Raw genomic sequence first — 24723 nt, 5'->3', positions numbered from 1 at the left:
GCCGACCTCCGCGCGCCCGCCTGAGAAGGGACCCGTATGTCCACCCCCACCCTCGAAACCGAACCCGCCGCGGGCGGACGCAAGGCCCCCGCCCGCGGCGCGCACGCCATGTCCGCGCAGAGCGCCCGCAAGGACGCGCGGCAGCAGGGGCGGCGCCCGGCCGACGACGCGCCGACCATCCCCTTCCAGGGCCTCCTGTCCGTCCAGGACAAGCACGCGTTCGTCCGCACGTCCGGCTACCTCGCCGGCCCGGAGGACGTCCACGTCTCCCTCGCCCAGGTCAAGGCGCACCACCTGCGCCCCGGTGACGCCGTCGCCGGCCTCGCGCGGGCACCGAAGCAGGGCCGGGGCGACTCGCCCACCCTCGCCCGCGTCGAGACCGTGAACGGGCTCCCGGCCGAGGAGGCGGCGGGCCGCCCCGAGTTCGGCGCGCTGACCCCGCTGTTCCCCGAGGAGCGGCTGCGCCTCGACACCGGCCCGCTCGCGACCCGCGTCATCGACCTGGTCGCGCCGATCGGCAAGGGGCAGCGCGGGCTGATCGTCTCGCCGCCCAAGGTCGGCAAGACGATGGTGCTGCAGGCCGTCGCGAACGCGATCGCGCAGAACAACCCCGAGGTCCACCTGATGGTCGTCCTCATCGACGAGCGGCCCGAGGAGGTCACCGACCTGCAGCGGACGGTGCGGGGCGAAGTGATCCACTCGACCTTCGACCGCCCCGCGCGCGACCACACCGCGCTCGCCGAGCTCGCCGTGGAGCGGGCCAAGCGCCTCGTCGAGCAGGGCCACGACGTGGTCATGCTGCTCGACTCCATCACCCGGCTCGGCCGCGCCTACAACCTCGCGGCGCCCTCCAGCAGCCGCATCCTCGCCGGCGGTGTCGCGACGACCGCGATCTACCCGCCGAAGAAGTTCTTCGGGGCCGCCCGCAACATCGAGAACGGCGGCTCGCTCACCATCCTCGCCACCGCGCTGGTGGAGACGGGGTCCCGCATGGACGACGTCTTCTTCGAGGAGTACAAGGGCACCGGCAACATGGAGCTGAAGCTCGACCGGAGCCTCGCCGACCGCCGCGTCTTCCCCGCCGTCGACATCGAGGCGTCCGGAACGCGCCGCGACGAGCTGCTCATGTCCCCCGAGGAGCTCGCCCTCTCCTGGCGCCTGCGCCGCGCCCTCCAGGGCCTGGACAAGCAGCAGGCCGTCGAGCAGCTCCTGGAGAAGATGAAGGGCACCTCCTCCAACGCCGAGTTCCTCCTGCGCCTCCAGCAGACGACCTGACCCGCCCCCTGCCCGAACACTCGCCGGACACGAATCTGGTCACAGGACCCCTGCACGACACGGGCCTGCTCGACACGGGCCTGCGACGACGGCGCGGGCTCCGGTCGTCCGGGTCTCAGCCGCCCTTCTCGGGTCTGAACGACTTGAGGATCTTGTCGTAGAGGCGCTGGCCCGGGGTCCACTCCGGATCGGGCGCGTGGAAGCAGAACTCGTACCCGGCCGCGCGGCCGCACAGCACGTGGCGGACGGCGTCGTGCTCCCCGTCCCGCCAGGTGAACTCCCACTCGGCGGCGCCGTCGACGACCTCGGGCACCGGTTCGAGCCGCAGCCGCTGGTAGCCGGGATAGCGGTGCTCCTTCACGGCGCCGCGCTCCTCGGCGCGCAGCCCGGTCAGCGGGTCGCCGGGAGCCGGGGCTATGCGCAGCCCCCGCCCGGTTCCCTCGTCCTTCCAGGTCATCACGCCGCCGCGCCGCTCGGCCTGCCAGCCCGCGGGCACCCGCACCGAGTAGGCCCCCGCCTCGTGGTACCTCGCCGTCTTCATCGAGACGCCCGCCGCCGGACGCAGCGCGACCGCGTCGCCCTTGCCGATCGACGTCCACCGGGCCGTCCAGGTGCCCGCCCCCGCCGCGAGCGCCGCGAGCAGCGCCACGCTGGCGACCGCTCCCGGCCTCAGCCGCCGCGACGACAGCATCGGGACGCGCCACCGGCCGCGCGGCGAACCGCACGACGGGCCGCCGGACGGCGCGCCGGGCGAGCCGCCGCGCAGCGCCCACGGGACGCGCGGACCGCGCCGCGCCGGCGTCCGCGATCCGTCCCGCGAGACCCAGGCGCCGCTGAGCGCCCACGGAACGCGTCGCCGCGGTCCCTCGGCCCGGTGCGTGGAAAGGCGGCGGGAATGCGGCACCTGGGCCCTGGTGAAACCGGATTCCGGGACCGTTCCCATTACCTTTTGCAGCATTTCCGTGGTGGCCTCGGCCGTCAATCTGTCCTCGGGCCGCTGCCGCAGCAGCCCCTCGATGACCGGGGTCAGCGGCCCGGCCCGGACCGGGCGCGCGTAGTCGCCCAAGAGAACCGCCACCATCGACGCCAGGGCGTGGCAGCGCAGGAACGGCGAGAAACCCTCGACCGCCGTGTAGAGCGTCGCGCCGAGCGACCAGAGGTCGGAGGCCTCCACGCTCGGCAGGCCGTTCACCCGCTCGGGCGGGAGGTAGGCGGGCGAGCCCTCGATGCCCGAGAGCAGGGTGTCGGCCGGCTGCGGGCCCTTGCCGGTGTGGACGGCGAGGCCGAAGTCGCCGAGGAGGACCCGGCCGTCGTCGCAGAGCAGGACGTTGCTGGGCTTGACGTCGCGGTGCAGGATGCCCGCCGCGTGCGACGCGCGCAGCACCGACAGCACCGCCGCGCCGATCTCGGCCGTCCGGCGCACGCCGAGCGGACCGTCCTCGCTGACCAGCCTGTGCAGGGAGCACGCCTCCAGGAACTCCATGACGATCCAGGGACGGCCGTCCTCGATGATGAGGTCGTGCACGGCGACGACGCCGGGATGCCGCAGCGCGGCGGTCGCGCGGGCCTCGCAGAGCAGGCGCCTGCACATCACCCTGCGCTCGCCCTCGGTGATGCGCGGGGGGAGGTGGACCTCCTTGACCGCGACGTCCCGGTCCAGCATCTCGTCATAAGCCCGCCAGACGGTGCCCATGCCGCCTCTGCCGACGACAGAGAGCAGGCGATACCGTCGCGCGAGCGGTATGAGCCGATCCCCACTCATGGGGCGGTAATCGCCGGAACGCGCCCAAGGCACGCTCCCACGCCATCAATTGATTCTTGACTGGCGTCCATCGAGGAAAATGGGCCCCCACGTGGTAATGACCACACAGGGTAACGTTACCGGTACGCTACGCGAGCAAACTCCTGGCCCACTTGTAATCCGACTTGCCGACGGCAGTTCGCTGTACCTCGTCCACCAGCGTCATCTGCCGTGGAAGCTTGTAGCCGGCGAGGCGGTCGCGGCAGTACTCGGTCAGCTCCTCGAGCGTCACGGTCGCGCCGGGGCGCGGCGCGACGACGGCGGCGACGCGCTGCCCGAAGCGCTCGTCCGGCAGGCCCACGACGACCGCGTCCTCCACGGCGGGGTGGTCCTTGAGCGCGACCTCGACCTCCTCCGGGTACACCTTCTCGCCGCCGGTGTTGATCACCAGTGAGCCGCGGCCGAGCAGCGTGATCGTCCCGTCCTGCTCCAGGCTCGCGAAGTCGCCGGGGATCGACCAGCGCGTCCCGTCCGGGGCGGTGAAGAACGTCGACGCCGTCTTCTCCGGGTCGTTGTAGTAGCCGAGCGGGATGTGGCCGCTGCGCGCGAGCCTGCCGATCTCGCCGGGGCGGACGACGTTCAGGTCATCGTCGAGGACGGTGATGCCCGGCTTCATCATGAACCGGGCCGTCCCCTCCTTGGCGCCGACGGACGGGCCGCACGCGCCGGTCTCCGAGGCGCCGTAGTTGTCGAGGAACATGATGTTCGGGAGGTGCTCCTGCAGCGCGGCCTTCGCCCCCTCGGTCAGCGGCGCGCCGCCGGACGCGATCGCCATCAGCGAGGACGTGTCGTGGTCACCGGAGGCGAGCGCCTTCGCGACCGGGCGCGCCATGACGTCGCCGACCAGCATCATCACGTTCGCCTGCTCCTCGGCGAGGAGCCGCAGGGCCTTGCCGGCGTCGAACGCGTGGTCGGTGTAGAGGACGACCTTGGCACCGCTGAACAACCCCATGAACGCGACCCACTGCCCCGCGCCGTGCATGACCGGCGCGCAGTCGAGCACGGCCATCGCGGGCTGGTCGGCGTTGGCGGCGAGTTCCTCGGGGCTGCCGATGGGGTCGCCGAGGACGTTCCCGCCGCCGAGCGCGCCGAAGAAGATGTCCTCGCAGCGCCACTCGACGCCCTTCGGATACCCCGTCGTGCCGCCCGTGTACATGATGTAGCGGTCATCGCCGGAGCGTTCGGGGAAGTCGTCGTCGGGGGCGGCGCCCGCGAGCGCCTTCTCGTACTCGACCGCTCCGGGGATCTCGGCGGCGGAGCCGTCCTCCAGCACGATGACGTGCCGCAGCTCCGGCAGCCCGCCGCGGATCTCCTCCACCTTCGCCAGCAGGGACCGCTCCCCGACCAGCGCCACCGAGTCGGAGTCGGCCAGGACGTGCCGCAGCTCGGCCGCGACGTAGCGGAAGTTCACCGGGATCGGGACCGCGCGGACCTTGAAAGCGCCGAGCATCGCCTCGATCCACTCGGCCCGGTTGTAGGCGAGGATCGCCACGTGCTCGCCCGGCCGCACGCCGGCCTCCGCCAGATGGTGCCCGAACCGGCTCGCCCGCTCGCTGAGCTGCCGGTACGTCCGCCGCTCGTCTCCGGCCACCAGGGCGGGGCGGTCCGGCCCCGCCGCGGCCAGGATCTCGAGCAGGTCGGCCAGGTTGTAGCTTCGCGCCATGCCACGTCCTCGCGTGTCGGGGTGGGGACTGACCCCGATCCTCCATGCGGAGGGCCGCCGACTCAATCCTTGTCGACATTCCGTCCAATGAGATGAGTCACACCTCACGTCGCCTGATCCGGCCAAGCGGAAGGTTCTTACACGGCTCTTATCTGGGTACCGGCATGCTTGGCCGTAACGATTGAATATCAGACGGGGGTAGTGGTGAGCGCAGGTGCGATGGCGTGGACCCCGCCGACGTGGGACGAGATCGTCAGCGAGCACTCGACCAGGGTGTTCCGCCTGGCCTACCGGTTGACGGGCAACCGCCATGACGCCGAGGACCTGACCCAGGACGTCTTCATCCGGGTGTTCCGCTCCCTGTCGTCCTACAGCCCCGGCACGTTCGAGGGCTGGCTGCACCGGATCACGACGAACCTGTTCCTCGACCGCGCCCGCCGCAAGCAGCGCATCCGGTTCGACTCCCTCGGCGACGAGGCCGCCGAGCGCCTCCAGGGCCGCGAGCCGGGCCCCGCGCAGGCCTACGACGACCGCCACCTCGACCACGACATCCAGAAGGCGCTGGACGGCCTGGCCCCCGAGTACCGCGCCGCCGTCGTGCTGTGCGACATCGAGGGCCTGTCCTACGAGGAGATCGCCGCCTCGCTGAACGTCAAGCTCGGCACGGTCCGCTCCCGCATCCACCGGGGCCGTGCCCAGTTGCGCACCGCCCTGGAGCACCGCCGCCCCGCCGAATGCACGCAGTGACGAGCGCGCGTGCCGAGCGGGCATGACGAGCTGACGCAGTGACGAGCGTCACTAGTGACCGCTGAGTAACTTCCGGCCTACCCTTCGCCCGTGGACAACGCGCGGGTGAACATCGCTTTCGAGCGCCGCGGCGAGGGGCCGCCCCTCGTCCTGCTGCACGGCATCGGCCACCGCCGCCAGGGCTGGGAGCCGGTCATGGACCTGCTCGCCGCCGAGCGCGAGGTCATCGCGGTCGACCTCCCCGGCTTCGGCGACTCCCCTCCGCTGCCCGCCGGCACCCCCTACACGCTGGACGCGGCCGTCGCCGCCCTCGCCGACGCCTTCGGCGCCCTCGGGCTGGACCGCCCGCACATCGCGGGCAACTCGCTCGGCGGCCTGTTCGCCCTGGAGGCCGCCGACCGCGGCCTCGCCAGCTCGGCGACGGCCCTGTCCCCGGCCGGGTTCTTCAACGCCCTGGAACTGCGCTACGGCATGTCGGTGCTGCGCGCCTCGCGGCTCGGCGCCCGCGTCCCGGAGACGTTCCTCACCCGGCTGGCCCGCTCGCCGCGCCGCCGGAACCTCATGTTCGGGATGATCTACGGCCGTCCCGACCTGATGGACATCCAGACCCTCGCTGGGGACGCCCGCGCCATGCGGGACGCCCCGGGCTTCGAGCCCACCCTCCGCGCGGGCCGCGCCACCCGGTTCCTCGGTTCCTGCGCGGACGTCCCGGTCACGATCGCGTGGGGCACCAAGGACCGCCTGCTCCTGCGCAGCCAGGCCATCCGCGCCCAGCGTCGCCTGCCCCACGCCCGCTTCGTCTGGCTGGAGGGCTGTGTTTCAACAGTCCCGGCCCACTCCGCTCGCCTGGCGGCTCGCTACGTGACCGTGCCTGGGCGAACGCGGCATCGCTTCGCGATCTGCCCGGCTCCGCTCGCCTCCGGCTTCGCTCCACCGGGCAGGTCACGCGTTCGCGCGCGTGGCCGGGGCCACTTCGAGACAGGCCTTAGGTCGAAGGCGGATCGAAGCGGTCGGTGGTCCCGGTTCATGCCTCGCGTCGGCATCCGGCTAGGAGGACGGCGACCATGTGCCTGGCTTCGGCCTGGCCGTAGTCGGGGCCGGTGATGCAGAGGTTGCCGATGGCGCGCATGAGCGTGTAGGCGGTGATGTCGGGGCCGAGTTCGCCGGCGGCGGCGCATGCCTCGAGCAACGTCGCGCAGGCCGGGACCAGGGTGTCGAGCATCAGTGCGTGGAGGTTCTCCAGCCCTGGATCACCGGACCCCAGGGCGGCTCCGAGGCCGTGCTTGGTCACCAGGAACTCGACGAACGCGTCCACCCAGCGGGTCAGGGCGGTGAACGGGGAGGCCGACTCCTCCAGGAGCCGGGGGGCGAGTGCGGTGGCCGTGTCGATCTGGTGCCGGTAGACGGCGGTGACGAGATCCGCCCGGGTCGGGAAGTTCCGGTAGATCGTGCCGACGCCGACGCCGGCGCGTTCGGCGATGTCGCGGACGGGGGCCTGGACGCCCTGTTCCACGAAGACCGCCGCCGCGGCCGCCAGCACGCCGCTGCGGGTGCGCTGCGCCTGTGCCCGGCGCACTCCGACGGGTTCCGGCACGGGGCCCTCCTTTTGCTCGCGGAACAATGTTCCGCTAGTTTGGCGGAACAACGCTCCGCCAAAGTATGGCAGAGCGGTCCATGGAGGAAGCGCATGTCTCCCATGTCCCACCGCCGGCTCGACCCGCGGATCGTCTCGGTCAAGCCCATCACCGTTCCCGCGCCCGGCCGCGGCGTCGACCTTCAGGTGAAGGTCACCGTCCCGCTGTCGGGCCGGAACCTGCCGGTCATCGTGTTCTCCCACGGCAACGCGTGGTCCCTGGACGCGTACGAGCCCCTCGTCGACCGGTGGGCCGCAGCCGGATTCCTCGTGGTGCAGCCCACCCACCTGGACTCCCGCCGCAACGCCATCGGCTGGGACGACCCGCGCTTCGCCACCGTCTGGCGCGTCCGGATCTCCGACCTCCACGCGGTCCTCGACGGCCTCGGCGACATCCTCCTCCAGGCCGGCGGCCTGGAGACCCGCGTGGACCGTGAGCGCATCGCGGTCGTCGGCCACTCCTGGGGCGCCCAGACCGCCGGCGCGGTCCTCGGCGCGCGCGTGCTCGACGCCGACGGCGTCCCCGGAGAGGACTTCTCCCACTCCGCGGTCTCGGCCGGCGCGCTGATCGCCGCGACCGGGACCGGCGACTCGCTCACCCCGTTCGCCGCCGAACACCTCCCGTTCATGAGGCCGGACTACTCCACCATGACCACCCCGGCCCTGGTCGTCGCGGGCGGCGAGGACAGGTCGCGGCTCTCCACCCGGGGGCCGGAGTGGTTCACCGACGCCTACCGCCTCAGCCCGTCCCCGAAGAGCCTGCTCGTCGTCGCCGAGGGCGAGCACACCCTGGGCGGCGTCGCCGGCGAGGCGGTCGCCGAGACCACCGACGAGAACCCCGCCCGCGTCGCCCTGGTCGCCGATGCGATCTCCGCCTACCTCCTCGACGCCCTCAAGGTCGACGACGCCGCGTGGACCGCCTTCGACAACGCCGCCGCGGCCGGCGAGGGCGCGTGGAGCATCTCCAGCAAGTGAACCCGGCGTGACCGGCGCGTTCGGGACAGTGCGTCTAGGGCTTCAGGCGTTCGGCCAGATAGGCGAGGATCTCGTCCCTGGCCTGGAGCGTGGGGTGCCCCTCCTCGTCGACGAGGTGGGCGGTGACCACGCTGTGCGGTGACCCGACGACGTCGCGGAAGAACGGCGTCGGGTCGGTGTTCGCGGCGGCGTCCGGGAGCACGCGGCCGTCGAAGGCGTCCCCGAGCAGGGCCCGGTAGGCGGCGAAGCGCTGCCCGGTGCACCAGCGGTCGCCCTCGAAGCGGTAGGCGAGGACCTTCAGGCCGTCACGCGCGATGCGCTCCTTGACCGCGCGGGCGTCCTCCTCGCCGATCTCCAGGCCGGCGGGGTCGTCCAGCGGCAACGACGGGTGGTTCACGACCGGCGCGATGACGGCCGGTTCCAGCGCCATGGTGAGCGCGAAGTTGCCGGTGAAGCAGAGCCCGATCGCGCCGACCCCGGGGCCGCCGCACTCGGCGTGGGCCTGCCGGGCGAGCCCGCGCAGCCATGCCGTGACGGGGCTGGTGCCGCCCCCGGCGAACGCCCGGAACTCGGCGCTCACGCACGTCCGGCGGACGATCCGCTCACCGTCCTCGGCCGTGGGATGGGCGCCGTCGCGGCCGAAGAGCGACGGGACGTGGACGGTGAAGCCCGCGTCCCGCACCCACCGCGCCAGCCGCAGGACGTCCGGGCTGATGCCGGGCATCTCGGGCATCAGCACGACGGCGGGACCGGTGCCCGCGACGTAGACCGCCTTCACCACGCCGTCCACGTCCACGTACCGGCGGGAGAAGTCCGCGAGGGGGTCGTCGAGATGGCGGGTGTCCGTGTTGCTCGCGTTGGTGCTGGCGTCGTCAGTTTCCATGGGGTCAGCGTGCCCGGGGGCCGGCCGGTATCGGGAGAGGCCGGATCGCCATGTTCAGGGGTAATCTCGCCACTGGCGGGCGGACGTGAGGGAGGCTGGTGTGAGCGCGTTGCGGGTCGGTGTGCTGGCCTATCCGGGGTGCTTCGCGTCGGAGGTGTTCGGCGTCCCCGACCTGGTCACGATGGCCGGACACGTCGCCGGTCCGGAGCACGCCGGTTACGAGGTGACGGTCATGTCGCCCCGCCGCCGGGTCGTCGCGTCCGGCGGCGTGGCTCTGAGCGTGTCCCCGCTCCGCGACGCCGACGTCCTCGTGGTGCCGGGGTTCGAACTGCATCCGGGCCTCGACGTGGACGCCGGGCTCGCGCGGCTCTCGCCGGAGATCGCGGCGATCCGGTCGCACGCCGACGGCGGCGGGGCGGTCGTCTCGATCTGCGTCGGGGCCTTCCTGCTCGCCGAGGCCGGACTGCTCGACCGGCGACGGGTCACGACGGCCTGGCTGTTCGCGGACGAGCTGGCCCGGCGCTGCCCGGACGCCGACGTCCGGCCCGACCTCCTGGTGGCCACCGACGCGGGGGTGACGACGACGGCGGCCTTCAGCGCGATGTACGACTTCGCGCTCGAACTCGTCCGCCGGCACAGCGGCAGGGGCGTGGCGCGGGCGACCGCCCGGATGGCGCTCGTGGACGACGCGCGCACGTCCCAGGCCCCGTACGTCGACGCCCGCCTCCTCCCGCAGCCCGGGCACGAGTTCTCCCGCAGGGTCATGCGGTGGCTCGACCAGAACCTCGCCGACCGCTACGACCTCGCCGCGCTGGCGGACGCGTTCAACGTCAGCACCCGGACGCTGCTGCGGCGTTTCGCGAACGAGACGGGCCGGAGCCCGCTCGAGTACCTCCAGTCGGCCCGCGTCCGGCGCGCCCGCCATCTCCTGGAGACCACCGACCGGACGGTCGCCGCCGTCGCCGCCGCCGTCGGGTACCGGGACGCCGGGACGTTCGCCGCGCTCTTCGCCAAGCACACCGGGCGGCGTCCCAAGGACTACCGCGTGGCCTTCGGTCGTCCGGTCCGCTGACGGCGGAGAACCGGGGCCGGAAGCGAGAGGCCGGGGCCCGCGCGCCGCACCGCGCGGGCCCCGGCCCAGGGGTTCGCTCGGCTCAGCCGGTGACGGGGAGGTCGCCGGGGACCGGGGTCGGGGCGGGGGCCTCGCCTGGCGGAGTCGGAGCGGGCGTGGGCTTGCCCGGCTGCGAAGGCTGCGACGGCTCGCCGGGCTGGCCGGGCTGACCGCCCCCGCTCTTGCCGCAGGTGGCGGACGCGATACTGATCGTCTGCGTCTTGCCCGCCAGGGTCGCCGACACCTCGATGGCGGTGACCGTGAGGTTCCCGTCCTGCCCGCGGACCTGCTTGTTCAGCGTGACCGTGACGTTGCCGAGGCCCTTCAGGTCGGTGGTGACGGTGGTGTTGGGCGTCGCGCCGACCTTCAGCGCCCGGGCGCCCAGCGTCGCACCGGCCACGTGGGAGACGCCGGCGCCGTTCTCGCACTTGGCGGAAACCGCGTGCGCGGACAGCCCGAGCCTGGCCACCCGCAGGTCGGTGACGGACGCGCGGCCGTGCCCGGCCCAGGCGGAGCCGTTCAGCAGCCGCGCCTCGATGAGCGGGTTGGCGGGCAGCTCGGCCACGCTCTTGCTGGCGGGCCGCTGCGCGGCCGACGCCACCGAGGACGTCGGCGGGACGACGACGGAGCCGGTGGCGGCGATGGCGACCGCCGAGCCGGCGCCGCCCGGGCCGGCGGCCGGGGCGGCGGAGGCGGGGGCGGCCGACAGGGCGAACGGCAGGGCCAGCGCGCCGGCGACCGCCGCGCATTTGGTGAGTGCCTGCAAACGCACGGTTCTCTCCTTCAGGGGGTTCATGTTGGCGGGAGTGGAAAGCGGGTGGTGAAGGTCGGTGAGGTGGTGAAGGTGGGTGAGGCGGTGGGCGGACCGGCCGCGGGGCCGGGTGACCGGACGGCCGTCAGTCCGTGATCAGGACGGTCGTGCCGAGCGGGACCTCGGCGAGCTGCTTCAGCGCGCCGGCGGGCACCCGCACGCAGCCGTGCGTCACGGCCTTGCCGAACACCGCCTTGGACGGCCAGCCGTGGAACGCGACCGTCCCTGGGCCGCCGCCGAAGGTGTCGAGGGTGGCCGAGTGCGCGCCGACGGGCAGGATCAGGGGGCTGTAGGCGGGCTTCTCAGGGGCGAGAGAGGCGAGCAGGAACGTCCGTCCGGTGGGTGTGGGGGTCTTCGGCGCACCGACCGCCACGGACCACGCGCCCACCTGGCGGCCGCCGCGGAACAGGGTCAGCTTCCTGTCGCCGAGGTCGACCCTGACGGAGCTAGCGCTGCGCGCGGTCTTCAGACCGGAGTCGGGGATCCAGCCGGTCACGCCGTTCGGCCGGCTCGGCAGCAGCACGCGCCGCCAGCCGGGCCGGCTCTCCACGACGGGCACCCAGGTGGGCCCCTTGAGCTGGGTGCTCGGCAGTTCCGCCATGGCGGGGGCGCCGGGCTTCGCCGACACGGGGACGGTGTCGTGCGGGTGCACCACGGTCCCGTCGCCCTTGGCGGACGGAGCCTCGTCGCGCGGCAGGTCGTCCAGCGTCGTGTACGTGGTTGCCTGGGGCAGCTTGTCCAGGCCGCCGGCGGGGGACGCTCCGGCGGACGCCCCTTTGTGCCCTCCCCCGCATCCGGTCACGAGCAGGGCCGTCACCAGCAGGGCCGGTGCCGCCGTCCGTGCCGTCCGGCCGGCGGCGCGCGGTGGTTCGTCGCTCACGAAGACTCCAAGTGATCCCGCCGGAGAGGGCTCCGGCTCGCCTCTGTGCCCGCTCTCTACGCACGAGGGCCCGGAGGGGTTGCACGATGTGCGCACCGGATCGCGGCCCGTGTTCCACGGCCCTCCTCCGAACGGCACCGCGGGGGCGGGAACAACCCGGGATTGACATCTGTTTGAACCCTCAACTAACCTTCGACAAGTCGTTGAAGATTCAAGCATTAGGGACGGAGACCCCGTGAGCATCGCCACCGTCGCCCCCGGTCTGACCGCAGGCACCTGGAACATCGACCCCGCCCACTCCGAGGTCACCTTCGTGATCCGGCACCTGATGACCAAGGTGCGCGGCACGTTCACCGACTTCACCGGCACCGTGCAGATCGCCGAGGACCTGGCCGCGTCCACCGCCAGGGCGGACATCCAGGTCGGCTCGATCGACACCCGCCACGCCGACCGCGACGCCCACATGCGGACGGCCGAGGTCCTCGACGTGGAGAAGTACCCGACCATGACGTTCGTGACCAGCGGCGTGCGCGAGGAGGGCGGCGAGTACCTCCTGGACGGCGAGCTCACGATCAAGGACGTCACCCGTCCGGTCACGCTCACCGTCGAGTTCAACGGCGTCGGCGAGGACCCGTGGGGCGGCACGCGCGCCGGGTTCTCCGCCGGGACCACCATCAACCGCAAGGACTGGGGCATCGAGTTCAACGTGCCGCTGAAGGGCGACAAGGCCCTCCTCGGTGACAAGGTCGAGATCCAGCTGGAGATCCAGGCCGTCCGCGCCTGAGCACTCCCATCGCCGGAAGGGCCGCCCGTCCCGGGCGGCCCTTCCGCCGTTCCGGGGCAGGTCGCTACCCCAGGGGGAGCAGGAGGGCGAAGCGGGCACCGGAGGGGTGGTCCTCCACCCGCAGCGTCCCGCCGTGGGCCTGGGCTATCTCGCGGGCGATCGCGAGGCCGAGGCCGGCGCCGCCCGCGTCGCGGCTGCGCGCGGTGTCCAGGCGGGTGAAGCGCTCGAAGACGCGCTCCCGGTCGGCCGGCGCGATGCCGATGCCGTCGTCGGTGACGACGAGCAGCGCCTGGCCGCCCCGCCTGCCCACCTCCACCGTCACGCGGGACTCCGCGTAGCGCTCGGCGTTGTCGAGCAGGTTGCACAGCAGCCGGACGAGCTGCATGCGCACCCCCCGGACCGTGACACCGGGGGCGAGCTCGGTGGCGATCTTCAGCCGGAACGTGCGGCCGCCGACCTCGGCGCCGGTGAGCGCGGCCAGGTCGATCGGCTCCTGCACCACGCTCCCGCCGGTGCCGATGCGGGCGAGCAGCAGCAGGTCGGTGACGATCGACTCCAGCCGGTCGGTGTCGCGCAGCGCCGACTCGATGACGCCCCGCAGGTCGTTGTCCTCCGGGTGCATTGAGGCGTCCTCCAGGTTGGCCCGGAGCCCGGCGATCGGGGTGCGCAGCTCGTGCGAGGCGTCGGAGGCGAACTGCCGCTGCCGCGCGACGGCCCGCTCCAGCCGGTCGAGCGTCTCGTTGGCGGTGCGGGCGAGCTGCGCGATCTCGTCCTGGCCGGGAGGCTGCGGCACCCGGCGGCTGAGGTCGGTGGCGCTGATCTCCGCGAGCTGGGCGCGGATCGCCTCGACCGGGCCGAGCGTGCGCCCGACGACGCGCCAGGTGATCCACGCGGCGACGGCGGCCAGCAGCAGCACGCCCGAGCCGAGCCCCGTCTCCAGCAGCCCGTTCACCAGATAGGACGGCTGCCGCGCCGCCGCGTACACGACCACGGAGTCGCGCGCGGTGCTGACCCGGATCGCCTCGACCACGAGGCACTCGCGTCCGGGCCACCGGCCGTGGCACTCGGTGAAGTCCTGGACCCGCATGTTGCTCGGCGGCCAGAGTCTGCTCACCGGTGGTCTGTCCGTTCCGGCGGGTGTGGCGTTCGTCACCCGTCCGCCGGGCTCGACGACCTGGACGAGGACCCGGCCGCGGGTGCCGCCGCGGATCGCGCCCTCCAGCGTCCCGTCGCGGACGCCGCCGCTCACCCGCCGCGCGTCCACCTGCGTCCGGCGGAGCAGTTCGGCCTTGACTGCGCTGCGCACGGCGACGTCCACGCCGATCGCGGTGACGCCGAGCGCCAGTGCGGCGATCACCGCGGCGACGAGCGTGTCCCTGGCCCGGATGGAGCGGGGGCGCATGCGCATGGGGCCTCCAGGACCGACGTACCGGTTTCCCGACGCGACGACACACGGTACCGGCCGGTCACGAAACGGGGAGCCCGAAACTGCGCGCCGTGTTTTCACCTTCCCTTACTGGGACATCCCGTTTTATGACGATTCCCTCCGGAGTACAGGGACGGACACACATGGGCAGGGACGTGGCTTCGGTCGCCATCAGCGGTGAGGACCGGCGTCGGTATCGCGACAAGGTGCGCAGGTGCCTGGACGTACTGGCCCGGATGCTGGGCGAATCCCAGTTCGACTTCGAGCGCCCCCATATCGGCCTGGAGATCGAGCTCAACCTGATCGACTCGCTCGGCGACCCGCTGATGCGCAACGCCGACGTGCTGAAGGCGATCGCGGATCCCGCATGGGCGACCGAGCTGGGGCAGTTCAACCTTGAGATCAACATCCCGCCCCGCGAGCTCGGCGGCGAGGGCACCGGCGCCCTGGAGACGGAGGTCCGCGACCATCTCGCACACGCCGACGACCGGGCCCGCGAGGTGGGCGGGCGGCTCGTCATGATCGGCATCCTGCCGACCCTGCGGCGCACCGACATCGGCGAGGAGACGCTGTCGTCGAACGCGCGCTACAAGATGCTGAACGACGAGATCTTCGCCGCGCGCGGCGAGGAGATGCGCATCGCCATCGACGGCCCCGAGCCGCTGCGCATGCACACCGACACCATCATTCCCGAGGCCGCCTGCACCAGCGTGCAGTTCCACCTCCAGGTGAGCCCCGACGAGTTCGGCGCGTACTGGAACGCGGCCCAGGCCGTCGCGGGCCCGCAGGTCGCGATGGGCGCCAACTCCCCGTTCCTGTTCGGGCACCGGCTGTGGCACGAGACCCGCCTCCCCCTGTTCGAGCAGGCCACCGACACCCGCCCGGACGAGCTGAAGACACAGGGCGTCCGGCCCCGGGTGTGGTTCGGCGAGCGCTGGATCACCTCCGTCTTCGACCTGTTCGAGGAGAACACCCGCTATTTCCCGTCCCTGCTGCCGCTGTGCGACGACGAGGACCCCCGCGAGGTGCTGGACCAGGGCGGCATCCCGGAGCTCGGCGAGCTCACGCTCCACAACGGCACGATCTACCGCTGGAACCGTCCCATCTACGCCGTCGTGAAGGGCCGCCCCCACCTGCGCGTGGAGAACCGCGTCCTGCCGGCCGGGCCGTCCGTCGCCGACGTCGTCGCCAACGGCGCCTTCTACTACGGCGTCGTGCGGATGCTGGTCGAGGAGGACCGGCCCGTCTGGTCGCGCATGTCCTTCGCCACCGCCGAGGAGAACCTCCACCGCGCCGCCCGCGACGGGCTGGAGTCGACCCTCTACTGGCCGGGCATGGGCGAGGTGCCCGCCTCCGAGCTCGTCCTGCGCAAGCTGCTGCCCCTCGCCCACGAGGGCCTCGACCGCTGGGGCGTCGACCCGGCCCGCCGCGACCGCCTCCTCGGCATCATCGAGCGCCGCTGCGTCACCGGCCAGACCGGCGCCGCCTGGCAGATCGAGACCGTGCGGAACCTGGAGGAGGAGCACGGCCTCGGCCGCCACGACGCCCTGCGCATGATGACCCGCGCCTACGTCGAGCACCTGCGCGACAACGACCCCGTCCACACCTGGTAACCCGAGGATCTTCACAGCTCCCGCACAAATCACACCCGGCGCCCCCAAACCGTCCTTCTAGAGTCGGGTGCCGTGACCGAGAACGAGACGCGCGTCCTCGTCGTCGAGGACGAGCCGACCATCGCGCGCGCGGTGGCCGACCGGCTGGCGGCCGAGGGGTTCGCCGTCGAGGTGGCCGCGGACGGACCGTCGGCGGTCGAGCGCGCCCGCGCGTACGAGCCGCACATCGTCGTGCTGGACGTGATGCTCCCCGGGTTCGACGGCCTCGAGGTCTGCCGCCGCGTCCAGGCGGAGCGTCCCGTGCCCGTGCTGATGCTGACGGCGCGCGACGACGAGACCGATCTGCTCGTCGGCCTCGGCGTCGGCGCCGACGACTACGTGACCAAGCCGTTCAGCATGCGGGAGCTGGTGGCGCGCCTGCGCGCCGTGCTGCGCCGCGTCGAGCGGCCCCCGATGGACGACGGCGGCGGGCCGGTGCGCGTCGGAGACCTGGAGGTCGACCAGCGGGCCCGCCGGGTGCGCCGCGACGGCGGCGAGGTCCACCTCACGCCGACCGAGTTCGACCTGCTCGCGTGCCTGCTGCGCAACCGGGGGACGGTGCTGACCCGGGCCGTCCTGCTGGAGCAGGTGTGGGACTGGGCGGACGCGTCCGGGACGCGGGTCGTCGACAGCCACGTCAAGGCGCTGCGCCGCAAGCTCGGGCAGGAGCTGATCCGGACCGTGCACGGCGTCGGGTACAGCCTGGAGGCCGCGCAGTGACCCGCACGGGGACCGCCCGCCCCGAAGGAGCCCGGTTCGCGCGCAGGCTGTGGGCGCGGCTGCCCCGCCCCCTGGACCCGCTCCAGTCGATCAAGGTCAAGCTCGGCGTCGTGGTCGTCGTGACCGCGTGCGTCGCCGTGCTGATCGTGCTGTGGGGGTACCCGCTGGGGTTCCGCGCCCGGGAGACGATGCCCGTCGGCTTGCTCATCTCGCTGGTCGTGACCCAGCTGCTCGCCCACGGCATGACCGCGCCGCTGCGCGAGATGACGGCGGCGGCGCGGGCGATGGCGCGCGGCGACTACAGCCGCCGGGTCCGCGCCACCTCCCGCGACGAGGTCGGCGAACTCGCGCAGGCGTTCAACCGGATGGCCGCCGACCTCGCCGAGGTCGACCGGCAGCGCCGCGAGTTCGTCGCGAACGTCTCGCACGAGCTGCGCACCCCCATCAGCGCACTGCGCGCCGTGCTGGAGAACGTCGCGGACGGCGTCACACCCGCGACGCCGGACGTCCTGGAGACCGCCCTCGACCAGACCGAGCGGCTCGGACGCCTCGTCACCCAGCTCCTGGACCTCTCGCGGGTCGAGGCCGGGGCGGCGGTCCTCGACGTGACCGACATCGACGTCGCCGCGTTCGTTTCCGACGTCATCGCGGAGGCGCGGGCGGGCCGCCCGGACGCGGTGTTCGAGGCGGACGTCACGCCCCGCCTGCGCGCCGCCGCCGACCGCGACCGGCTCCACCAGGTCGTCGCGAACCTGCTCGACAACGCCGCCCGGCACGGGCCGGACGGCCGCCCCGTCACCGTCACGGCCCGTCCCGCGAACCCGCCCGGCGGTCTGATCATCGAAGTAGCCGATGAGGGACCCGGCATTCCACCCGAGGAGCGCGCCCGCGTGTTCAAGCGCTTCTCGCGCGGCTCCGTGCCCGGCACCGGCACCCCCGGCGGCGGCACCGGCCTCGGCCTCGCCATCGCGAACTGGGCCACCGAGCTGCACGGCGGCGACATCACCGTCATGGACACCCCGACCGGCTGCCGGATCCGCGTCGCGATCCCCCCGATCCCCGGAGACCCCAGATGACCGACCACCCCAAAGCCCCGGACCCGTCCGACGGGCCCTCCGACCCCGAGAATCCCCCCGAACCACCCACCCCGGCCGAGACTCCCACGCCGAGCACGGCTTCCGTCCCTGATCCGGCCTCCACGCCCAGCGAACACCCCGCGCCCGAAACGGCCTCCGCACCCGATCCGGCTTCCGCGCCCGGCGCAGACCCCGCGTCCTACGCGGTCCCCGCAGCCGGAGCACCGCCCACGCCAGGTGCCGCTTCCGCACCCGGTGCACGCCCCGCCTCCGCACCCGGCACGCCTCCGATGCCAGGCCCAGCCTCCGCGCCGCGGGGGCCTTACGGAGCGCGAGCAGGGGGTTATCCGCCTCCGTACCCGGCGCGGGTCGGGCCTCCGCCGCCGCCCGTCATGTACAAGCCGACCAAGCTGGAGCAGGCGATCGTCGGGTGGAAGAGGCCCGCACGGCCGATGTCGCCGGCGCTGGCCGCGGGCGCTCTCGTCACGGGGCTGATCGGGGCGGTGACGCTCGGGCCGTCGCTGGCGCACGGCCTCGGCGTGGGCGTGCTCTTCACCGCGACGGCCGTCGCCTACGTGGCGGCCGCGTCGGCGTGGTCGGCCGGACGGGGGGTGCGCCCGTCCCGTCGGCGGCGCGGTCTCGCGTCGGTCAACCGGACCGGCGCGGCGTTCCTCCTGCTCTCGGTGGGCCTGGCCGCGACCGCCGCCTACCGGGACGCCGACTGGGTCGTCATCCCGGCGCTGCTGCTCGCGGTCGCCGTGGGCTCCTACGGGACGTCCGGCGGACGGTCCTGGGCGGAGGTCCTGTTCGGCGGCCTCGCGGTCGTGCCGGCCGTCGGCTGCATGCTGCCGTGGACGACGCGCGGCGCGTACGGGGCGATGACGTCGGGACGCGGCAACGCGTGGCCGATCCTGCGGACGGGCCTGATCGCGGGCGGGCTGGTGGCCGTGTTCGGCGGGCTGTTCGTCGGCGCGGACGCCGCGTTCGGCAGCCTCGCGTCCGGGCTCGTCCCGGACATCTCGCCCGGCACCATCATGCTGTACGTGTTCACGGGCGGCTTCACCCTGACCCTGGCGTGCGCCGCCGCCTTCCTCGGGCAGTCGCCGCCACCGCTGCACGTGCTGAAGCCGGAGCCCGCCAAGCCCGCCGGGCGCTGGTCGTGGGCCGTGCCGATCGCCGCGCTCGACCTGGTCTTCCTGCTGTTCTGCGCGATCCAGGCCGGCGTCTTCCTCGCCGACGACAAGGACGAGCTGCTCCGCTCGACCGGCCTCACCTACGCCGAGTACGCCCGGCAGGGCTTCTTCCAGCTCGTCATCGCGACGGTGCTCGTGCTGGCCGTGGTCGCCGTCGCCAAGCGGTACGCGCCGGCCGCCACCAGGGGCGACCGCGTCACCGTCCAGACCCTGCTGGGGCTGCTGTGCGCGCTGACCCTCGTGGTCGTCGCGGTCGCGCTGCGCCGGCTGTACCTGTACGAGGAGACCTACGGCTGGACGAGGCTGCGCCTGTGGGTGCACGCGTTCGAGCTCTGGCTCGGCGTCGTCGTGGTGATGGTCGCGCTGGCCGGGGTCGTCCGTGGGCGCGTGCCGTGGCTGCCCAGAGCGGTCGCCGGGAGCGGCGCCGCCGCGATGATCGTTCTCGCGCTGGTCGGCCCGGACGGGTTCATCGCCGAGCACAACGTCGCCCGGTACCGGCACACCGGCAAGATCGACATCGGCTATCTCCAGGGCCTGTCCGCGGACGCCGTCCCCGCCCTGGACCGGCTGCCCGAGCCCCTGCGCTCCTGCGCGCTGCGCGACATCGGCTACGACTTCGAGGAGGACGAGCCCGCGATGAGCGCCAACCTCGCGCGCAACCGCGCCCGCGAGATCCTCGGCGAGCGCCCCGCCACCGACCCGCGCGACTGCGCCTCTACCCGGTCCGATCCATGGTGAGCAGGGCGTACGCGGCGAGGGTCGAATCGTCGGTGATGCGGCCCTCCCGGATGAGCGCCTTGAACTCCTCCTCGCTCACCCACTTCTGCCGCATGTCCTGCTCCTCGGGCTCGCGGTCGGCCTCCCCGGCCTCCAGGTCGGACGCGAGGAAGATGGTGAAGCCCTGACCGCTCGTCCCGTGCGAGCAGTTCAGGTAGCCGAGGCGCCGCAGCGTCCCGGCGCGCAGCCCGGTCTCTTCGGCGAGCTCCCGCCGGGCGAGCTCCTCCGGGTCGGCCTCCCGCCGGCCCGGGAGCGCGCCCTGCGGGAAGTTCCACGTGCGCTTGCCGATCGGGTAGCGGTACTCCTCGACGAGGTGGAAGCCGTCGCCCTCCACCGGGATGACCAGGACGAAGTCGGGCTTGTCGACGACCCCGTAGATGCCGCGCGAGCCGTCCAGGCGCTCGACCTCGTCCTCCCGGACGACCATCCAGGGGTTCTCGTACACCACGCGCGACGCGACCTGGCGCACCGCGGGCCGCTCCTCCTCGCTCATGCGCCCGCCCCGTACCGGTAGACGAGTTCGTGCCGGTCGCCGACCACCACCCGGTGGGTGACCTCGACGACCCGGTCGTCCTGGTCGCAGGCGCGTCGCCACAGCGTAAGGACGGGCTGGTCGGGCCCTATCTCCAGCGTCCGCTGCTCGTCCACGCGGGGAAGGCGGCACGTCACCGACTCCTCGAACGTGATCAGGTGGCCCGCCTCCTCCAGCCGCGAGTAGATGCCGCCCGGGCCCGTGTCGACCTGGCGCAGCACCGGGATGGCCTCCACGACGTCGAGGAGCACCCAGGTCGTCGCGGTCTGGACGGGCGGCTCCCCCTCCACGCCCTGGACGCGCGCCCGCTCCAGCACCCGGGTCCCGACCGGGACGCCGAGGCGGGGAGCGACCCGTTCGTCGGCCTCGATCTCGGCGACGGACGTCCTGGTGAACGGGGTGCGGCCGTCGGAGCGGGCCGACACGTGGAACCCGCGCCATCCCCCGACCTGCCGCGTGATGTCGGCCGCCGCGCGCCGCACCCGCGGAGCCGTCCGCACCTGCGCGCCCGCGCCGTGCCGCAGCTGGACGAGGCCCTGTTCCGAGAGCAGCCGCAGCGCCCGCCGGACGGTGGAGCGGTCGGCCTCGTACACGCGCGCCAGTTCCCGCTCGGACGGCAGCCAGGCCGCGGGGTCCAGTTCGCCTTCGACGATACGAGCGGCGAGCGCGTTGCTGATCGCCTGTGCCTTCGCGGGGGGTCGCGGCATACCAGATCCTGCTCCAGGTCGGTGCATTGACCTCATACCGTACAGATCCCACTTGCTCCCGCACCCGTTTGGGGTTGCGACGAACGCATTGTGGCCAGTGTTTGGTGGTTCTATGGTAGACCTACCATAAACCGACCGAGGGAGCCCCGCGTCATGTCGGCGACCATGTGCATGCCGGGCTGGCACAGTGAACGCTCCGACGGCGGCCTGCGCGCGACCCGGGTCACCCCTCTGTCGGACTACCAGCTCCTCAACGGCTGCCTCGAGGAGATCGTCGCGACCGACGAGGGCGAACTGTGGCTGCTCTGCGACGCGCAGACCCGGCTCGCCGAGCGCGTCGCCACCGCCGAGCGGCTGCGGGTCCCCCACCGGGGCCGAACGATCAGCTCCGGCGGAGGCTGACGACCTCGCCCGCGTCCCCGACCGCCGCGCGGGCGGGCGGCATGAGCCTCTCCCCGGCGTTGTCGGCCAGCAGCGCCCGGGCGCGCAGCACGATCTCCAGGTCGAAGCGCAGGTCGGGGTCCAGCAGCTGGTCGCCGAACAGCTCCTCCAGCTGCCGCAGCCGGTAACGGACGGTCTGCGGGTGGACGTGTAGCCGCATCGCGACCTCGTTGGCGTTGCGGCCCGACTGGAGCCACGCCAGCAGCGTCTCGGCGAGCCGGTCCTGCTGGCTGGCCCGCAGGTGCGCGAGGGGCGCGAGCCGCAGGTCGGCGAGCGAGGTGATGAGCCCCTCGTCCTGGAAGAGGATCAGCGTGGACATGTGCTCCACGCTGCGGATCACGCCGCTGTCCGCCTCGATGACGCCGCGCTGGACGAGGCACAGCGTCTTGCGCGCCCACTGGATCGAGCGCGCCGCCTCCGTCAGCGGGACGGTCGGGCCGACCACGGCGAGCGTCCCGGACAGGGCGCGGTCCACGAGCTTGGCGCGGCCGGGGCCGTCCGGGTCGGGGATGATCAGGCTGGGCGTGCGGCGGGTCAGGTCGGCCAGCACGTCCGGGGGGAACGCGGGCTGGCGGGTGTCGGCGTGGTGCCGGCCGAGCGCGACGGCGGCGACCGTCCGCGGGACGGGCCAGTGCGCGGCGGCGGCGAGGTCGGCGATCGCCTCCTGCGCGGCCGGCGGGTCGGCGAACAGCAGGTCCAGCAGGCGCTTGCGGCGGCGCTGCATCTCGCCCGCGACGGCCGCCTTGGCCTGCGAGAAGCCCTCGGCGGCGGCATGCGCCAGCTCGTCCTGGAACTGCATCAGGACCTCGCCGACGGCGCCGAGCGTGCGCGGCGGAACCTGCAGCGCCTCGGCGCCCTCGGTCATCCGGCGCCACGCCACCATGCCGCCGACCCGCATCGCGGTCTGCATCGCGTCGAGACTGCGCCCCTCGCCCGCCTCGCCGCGGCCGATGGCGCGGAAGAAGTCGGTCACCGGGGCGGGATCATGGCCGGGATCGGACACCCGCTCCACGAAGAAGTGGAGCACGCGCTCGACGGCGAGCCTGAGGGTCCCCGAGTAGGAGCCGTCGCCGGGCCGGTCGTACTCCCTGACGCGCGTCTGGATCTCCTGGATCATGTCGTCCGCCACCTCGTCGAGATGGGGTCGCATGTGATCCGCCAGTTCCCTCGGCAGATCCGCCCACGGGCGCCCGCTGGTGGTCGAACCGTCGTTCGCCACAGAACCTCCCAGCTCCGTCCCCCTGCGTTGCGCGCCGTTCACACGGGGTAATTACTTACTTATGGGACCTGTGTGGGGCAAATCATGACCCGTGACGGGCCTGAGGCGCAAAGTCTAGGTCGACATACGACCAGCTTCGGCCGGGGAGATGAAAAATCTTCACAGTCTCGTCGGGGAGGCGATTCCGTGACTTCACCGAGACTCACTTGATCAACCGGACGCGCATGCTGGAGGCGCGGACGGCGCCGGTCGCGCCGCGCCGGACGCGCGACGACGGTGCCCTCGACCCGGAAGGCAGGTGAAGGTGCCGCCCGGTGGCGTGGGCGGGCCCCGCCGCGGGCCGGACGGGACCGGCCGACGTGTTCGCATACTTCGTGCGGCGCCTCATCGGCGCCGCCCTCATGCTCCTGCTGATCACGCTGGTGACCTTCGGCATCTTCTTCTGGATCCCGAAGCTGGCCGGGCAGACCAGCGACCAGATCGCCGCCGCCTACGTCGGCCGCGCCCCGACCCCCGAGTCGGTGGAGGCGACCAAGGAACGGCTCGGCCTCGACAAGCCGGTCGTGGTGCAGTACGGGAACTACCTGAAGGCCATCGTCGCGGGCGAGGACTACGACACCGGCCCGGTCACCGACCGCTGCCCGGCGCCGTGCCTCGGCTACTCGTTCCGCAGCAGCCAGCCCGTCCTCGGAACGCTGCTGGACCGGGCGCCGGCGACCCTGTCACTGGCCCTCGGCGCGTCGATCCTCTGGCTCGCCGGAGGCATCGCCACCGGCCTCCTGTCGGCGCTGCGCAGGGGCTCGGCATGGGACCGGGCGGCCATGATCATCGCACTGGGCGGCGTCTCGCTGCCCATCTACTTCACCGGCCTGGTGTCCCTCGCGCTGCTCTCCTACACCCTGAAGATCTTTCCCGGCGGGGGCAGCTATCGTCCCCTGACCGACGCCCCCGTGACGTGGTTCCAGGCCCTGGTGCTCCCCTGGGTGACGCTCGCCTTCCTCTACGCAGCCATGTACGCGCGGCTCACGAGGGCGGGCATGTTGGAGACGCTGAACGAGGACTACATCCGCACCGCCCGAGCCAAGGGCCTCCCGGAAAGGTCGGTCGTCGTCAAACACGCGCTCCGCGCGTCCCTGACCCCCATCGTCACGGTCTTCGGCCTCGACCTCGGGCTCCTCCTCGGCGGCGCCGTACTGACCGAGAACACCTTCAGCATCCCCGGCCTGGGCCAACTCGCGCTGACCTCGGTGAAGAGCGGCGACCTCCCCATGGTGCTGGGCGTCACCCTGCTGACGTCCGCCTCGATCGTCCTCCTGAACCTGGCCGTCGACCTGCTCTACGCGGTCATAGACCCCCGCGTAAGACTGACCTGACCCCGAGCGGCCCCCCGGGGCCGGATGTCAGGTGAAGAGGTCCTCAGCCGTGTCGGCGCTGACGGCACGCTGGATCCACCGCTCAATCTGCTCGGGATCGGTGCACCCCTCGACCCGAGCACGCACATCCTCAGGAACATCAAGCCCCCGAGCCTCCAACAAGAGCAGAAGCGCCTTGACCTCACCCTCGGCGCGGCCCTCGGCGCGGTGGGTCATGGCGAACTCTGACTGCCACTCGTAGTTGTCGAGCTTCACGGTGTCCTCCATGAGTTTGCGGGCGGCGTCAGAGAACCGCGACATCACGTAGTCATGATAGAGCGGCCCTATGTCACCGGACAGGGAACCGAGGGCGGCGGCCAGGCCGTGGAGGACGGCCTCCGCGTCGGGGCCCTCCACATGGGCCGGGGCGCTGAGTACCGCCAGTTCGGGGAGGCGGTGGGCCTGGTTCGGGTCGGTGATCGGCGGCAGCATCCCGGGATGGACGGTCAGGGGTTCGAGGATCCATCCAGGGTGGCCCATCTCGATCGGGACGGCGCACCCTCTCGCCGTGTTCTGGTCCGGGCACAGCACCAGAAGGATCACGGGGCAGCGGCGCCGCAGGCGCAATGAGGCCAGGTAGGCGGGCCAGCTGTAGGACTTCTGCTTCAAGGGGCGCAGCTGAGATTCCACCACGACGCCCAGCAGCGGAGAATGCGGGTCGCCGAGCAGGACAGTGGCGTCGCAGCGCAGTTCGGCCGGGTTGGCGTCGGCGTAGGACTCCGAGGCCAGCGTGGCTCGCGCGTGGCCGGACACGTCGAGTCCGAAGACGCTCCGCAACAGTTCGGGGACGAGCTGCGGCCTGTTGCGGACCATCTCCAGCGGCAGCTCGTGTTCGTTCGTAGGCACGGGAGTAAACTAGAGGTAATTATTTGACTACTTAGAGTTGATGCATTGGTTTCCTCCCAATGAGTCATGGAAGGCGCGGGGTAATGGCCCGCTCGGGTCATCGCCATGGTCAGCCAGGGGGAGGTTCGCGCGCATGCTTGACCAGTGCGCCGATGCGGC

General features: G+C 72.6%; 22 protein-coding genes and 1 pseudogene. 12 read left to right on the top strand and 11 right to left on the bottom strand.

Annotated elements, in window-relative coordinates; all coding sequences use genetic code 11:
• Positions 1 to 177 precede the first annotated feature (177 nt).
• Positions 178 to 1275, top strand: a pseudogene (gene rho, locus FKD65_RS25985) (transcription termination factor Rho); the annotation flags it as partial.
• A gap of 115 nt (positions 1276 to 1390) precedes the next feature.
• Here rho and FKD65_RS25980 read toward each other — a convergent pair.
• Together FKD65_RS25980 and FKD65_RS25975 are read right to left on the bottom strand one after the other, a co-directional pair.
• Positions 1391 to 3037: a serine/threonine-protein kinase gene (locus FKD65_RS25980; RefSeq protein ID WP_141579954.1), complete on the bottom strand. Its 1647-nt coding sequence runs from the start codon at positions 3035 to 3037 to the stop codon at positions 1391 to 1393.
• 127 nt (positions 3038 to 3164) lie between these two features.
• Positions 3165 to 4739, bottom strand: a complete 1575-nt coding sequence (locus tag FKD65_RS25975; protein WP_141579953.1) for an acyl-CoA synthetase — start codon at positions 4737 to 4739, stop codon at positions 3165 to 3167.
• Between the two features lie 219 nt (positions 4740 to 4958).
• Between FKD65_RS25975 and sigE the strand changes: the two genes are divergently transcribed.
• Both sigE and FKD65_RS25965 read left to right on the top strand, forming a co-directional pair.
• Positions 4959 to 5486: an RNA polymerase sigma factor SigE gene (gene sigE / locus FKD65_RS25970; RefSeq protein WP_141587076.1), complete on the top strand. Its 528-nt coding sequence runs from the start codon at positions 4959 to 4961 to the stop codon at positions 5484 to 5486.
• Between the two features lie 90 nt (positions 5487 to 5576).
• Entirely contained in the window at positions 5577 to 6590 is a 1014-nt protein-coding gene (locus FKD65_RS25965; protein ID WP_240809603.1) for an alpha/beta fold hydrolase, read from the top strand.
• On the opposite strand, the gene FKD65_RS25960 is transcribed toward FKD65_RS25965, so the two are convergent.
• A complete protein-coding gene (locus tag FKD65_RS25960; RefSeq protein WP_141579952.1) occupies positions 6511 to 7080 on the bottom strand; it encodes a TetR/AcrR family transcriptional regulator in 570 nt (189 codons plus the stop codon). The two genes, FKD65_RS25965 and FKD65_RS25960, sit on opposite strands and share 80 nt — an antisense overlap.
• Positions 7081 to 7173: 93 nt before the next feature.
• Between FKD65_RS25960 and FKD65_RS25955 the strand changes: the two genes are divergently transcribed.
• Positions 7174 to 8094, top strand: coding sequence for an alpha/beta fold hydrolase (locus FKD65_RS25955; protein ID WP_240809602.1), 921 nt, complete (start codon positions 7174 to 7176; stop codon positions 8092 to 8094).
• Between the two features lie 34 nt (positions 8095 to 8128).
• Here FKD65_RS25955 and FKD65_RS25950 read toward each other — a convergent pair whose 3' ends face one another.
• On the bottom strand, positions 8129 to 8977 hold the full coding sequence (locus FKD65_RS25950) for a dienelactone hydrolase family protein (protein ID WP_141579951.1): 849 nt from the start codon (positions 8975 to 8977) through the stop codon (positions 8129 to 8131).
• Positions 8978 to 9077: 100 nt separating this feature from the next.
• Here FKD65_RS25950 and FKD65_RS25945 point away from each other — a divergent pair, with 100 nt between their 5' ends.
• Positions 9078 to 10049, top strand: coding sequence for a GlxA family transcriptional regulator (locus FKD65_RS25945; protein WP_141579950.1), 972 nt, complete (start codon positions 9078 to 9080; stop codon positions 10047 to 10049).
• An 82-nt stretch (positions 10050 to 10131) separates the two neighbouring features.
• On the opposite strand, the gene FKD65_RS25940 is transcribed toward FKD65_RS25945, so the two are convergent.
• Positions 10132 to 10860 (bottom strand): choice-of-anchor P family protein, encoded by a 729-nt coding sequence (locus FKD65_RS25940; protein ID WP_205718259.1) that lies wholly within the window; start codon positions 10858 to 10860, stop codon positions 10132 to 10134.
• A gap of 124 nt (positions 10861 to 10984) precedes the next feature.
• Positions 10985 to 11779 carry a L,D-transpeptidase gene (locus FKD65_RS25935; RefSeq protein ID WP_240809601.1) on the bottom strand — a complete coding sequence of 265 codons (795 nt, stop codon included), beginning with the start codon at positions 11777 to 11779 and terminating at the stop codon, positions 10985 to 10987.
• Between the two features lie 235 nt (positions 11780 to 12014).
• On the opposite strand from FKD65_RS25935, the gene FKD65_RS25930 reads away from it, so the two are divergent.
• Complete coding sequence (locus FKD65_RS25930) at positions 12015 to 12563, top strand: YceI family protein (protein WP_141579949.1); 549 nt, start codon at positions 12015 to 12017, stop codon at positions 12561 to 12563.
• Positions 12564 to 12627: 64 nt separating this feature from the next.
• On the opposite strand, the gene FKD65_RS25925 is transcribed toward FKD65_RS25930, so the two are convergent.
• A complete protein-coding gene (locus FKD65_RS25925) occupies positions 12628 to 13971 on the bottom strand; it encodes a cell wall metabolism sensor histidine kinase WalK (RefSeq protein ID WP_141579948.1) in 1344 nt (447 codons plus the stop codon).
• Between the two features lie 161 nt (positions 13972 to 14132).
• On the opposite strand from FKD65_RS25925, the gene FKD65_RS25920 reads away from it, so the two are divergent.
• The 4 genes from FKD65_RS25920 to FKD65_RS25905 all read left to right on the top strand — a co-directional run bounded on the left by FKD65_RS25920 (position 14133) and on the right by FKD65_RS25905 (position 19368).
• On the top strand, positions 14133 to 15602 hold the full coding sequence (locus FKD65_RS25920) for a glutamate--cysteine ligase (protein ID WP_141579947.1): 1470 nt from the start codon (positions 14133 to 14135) through the stop codon (positions 15600 to 15602).
• A 72-nt stretch (positions 15603 to 15674) separates the two neighbouring features.
• On the top strand, positions 15675 to 16361 hold the full coding sequence (locus FKD65_RS25915; RefSeq protein ID WP_141579946.1) for a response regulator transcription factor: 687 nt from the start codon (positions 15675 to 15677) through the stop codon (positions 16359 to 16361).
• On the top strand, positions 16358 to 17437 hold the full coding sequence (locus FKD65_RS25910) for a HAMP domain-containing sensor histidine kinase (RefSeq protein WP_240809600.1): 1080 nt from the start codon (positions 16358 to 16360) through the stop codon (positions 17435 to 17437). The genes FKD65_RS25915 and FKD65_RS25910 overlap by 4 nt, the downstream gene beginning before the upstream one ends.
• A gap of 392 nt (positions 17438 to 17829) precedes the next feature.
• On the top strand, positions 17830 to 19368 hold the full coding sequence (locus FKD65_RS25905; RefSeq protein ID WP_168221194.1) for a DUF4153 domain-containing protein: 1539 nt from the start codon (positions 17830 to 17832) through the stop codon (positions 19366 to 19368).
• Here the strand turns inward: FKD65_RS25905 and FKD65_RS25900 are convergent.
• Positions 19346 to 19900, bottom strand: coding sequence for an NUDIX hydrolase (locus FKD65_RS25900; RefSeq protein ID WP_141579944.1), 555 nt, complete (start codon positions 19898 to 19900; stop codon positions 19346 to 19348). The genes FKD65_RS25905 and FKD65_RS25900 overlap by 23 nt on opposite strands.
• Complete coding sequence (locus FKD65_RS25895; RefSeq protein WP_141579943.1) at positions 19897 to 20646, bottom strand: GntR family transcriptional regulator; 750 nt, start codon at positions 20644 to 20646, stop codon at positions 19897 to 19899. Before FKD65_RS25895 ends, FKD65_RS25900 begins: the two co-directional genes overlap by 4 nt.
• Before the next feature lie 153 nt (positions 20647 to 20799).
• On the opposite strand from FKD65_RS25895, the gene FKD65_RS25890 reads away from it, so the two are divergent.
• Positions 20800 to 21048: a hypothetical protein gene (locus tag FKD65_RS25890; protein WP_141579942.1), complete on the top strand. Its 249-nt coding sequence runs from the start codon at positions 20800 to 20802 to the stop codon at positions 21046 to 21048.
• Here the strand turns inward: FKD65_RS25890 and FKD65_RS25885 are convergent.
• The gene (locus FKD65_RS25885) at positions 21029 to 22237 is read right to left on the bottom strand and encodes a PucR family transcriptional regulator (RefSeq protein WP_168221193.1); all 1209 of its coding nucleotides are present in this window, start codon (positions 22235 to 22237) and stop codon (positions 21029 to 21031) included. The two genes, FKD65_RS25890 and FKD65_RS25885, sit on opposite strands and share 20 nt — an antisense overlap.
• Positions 22238 to 22665: 428 nt before the next feature.
• On the opposite strand from FKD65_RS25885, the gene FKD65_RS25880 reads away from it, so the two are divergent.
• Positions 22666 to 23679 carry an ABC transporter permease gene (locus FKD65_RS25880; RefSeq protein WP_141587070.1) on the top strand — a complete coding sequence of 338 codons (1014 nt, stop codon included), beginning with the start codon at positions 22666 to 22668 and terminating at the stop codon, positions 23677 to 23679.
• Between the two features lie 27 nt (positions 23680 to 23706).
• Here the strand turns inward: FKD65_RS25880 and FKD65_RS25875 are convergent, their stop codons facing one another.
• Positions 23707 to 24564: a hypothetical protein gene (locus tag FKD65_RS25875; RefSeq protein ID WP_141579940.1), complete on the bottom strand. Its 858-nt coding sequence runs from the start codon at positions 24562 to 24564 to the stop codon at positions 23707 to 23709.
• Positions 24565 to 24723 lie beyond the last annotated feature (159 nt).

Source organism: Actinomadura sp. WMMA1423 (assembly GCF_006547145.1).
Lineage (GTDB): Bacteria > Actinomycetota > Actinomycetes > Streptosporangiales > Streptosporangiaceae > Spirillospora.
This window is presented reverse-complemented; position numbering and strand designations above follow the sequence as displayed.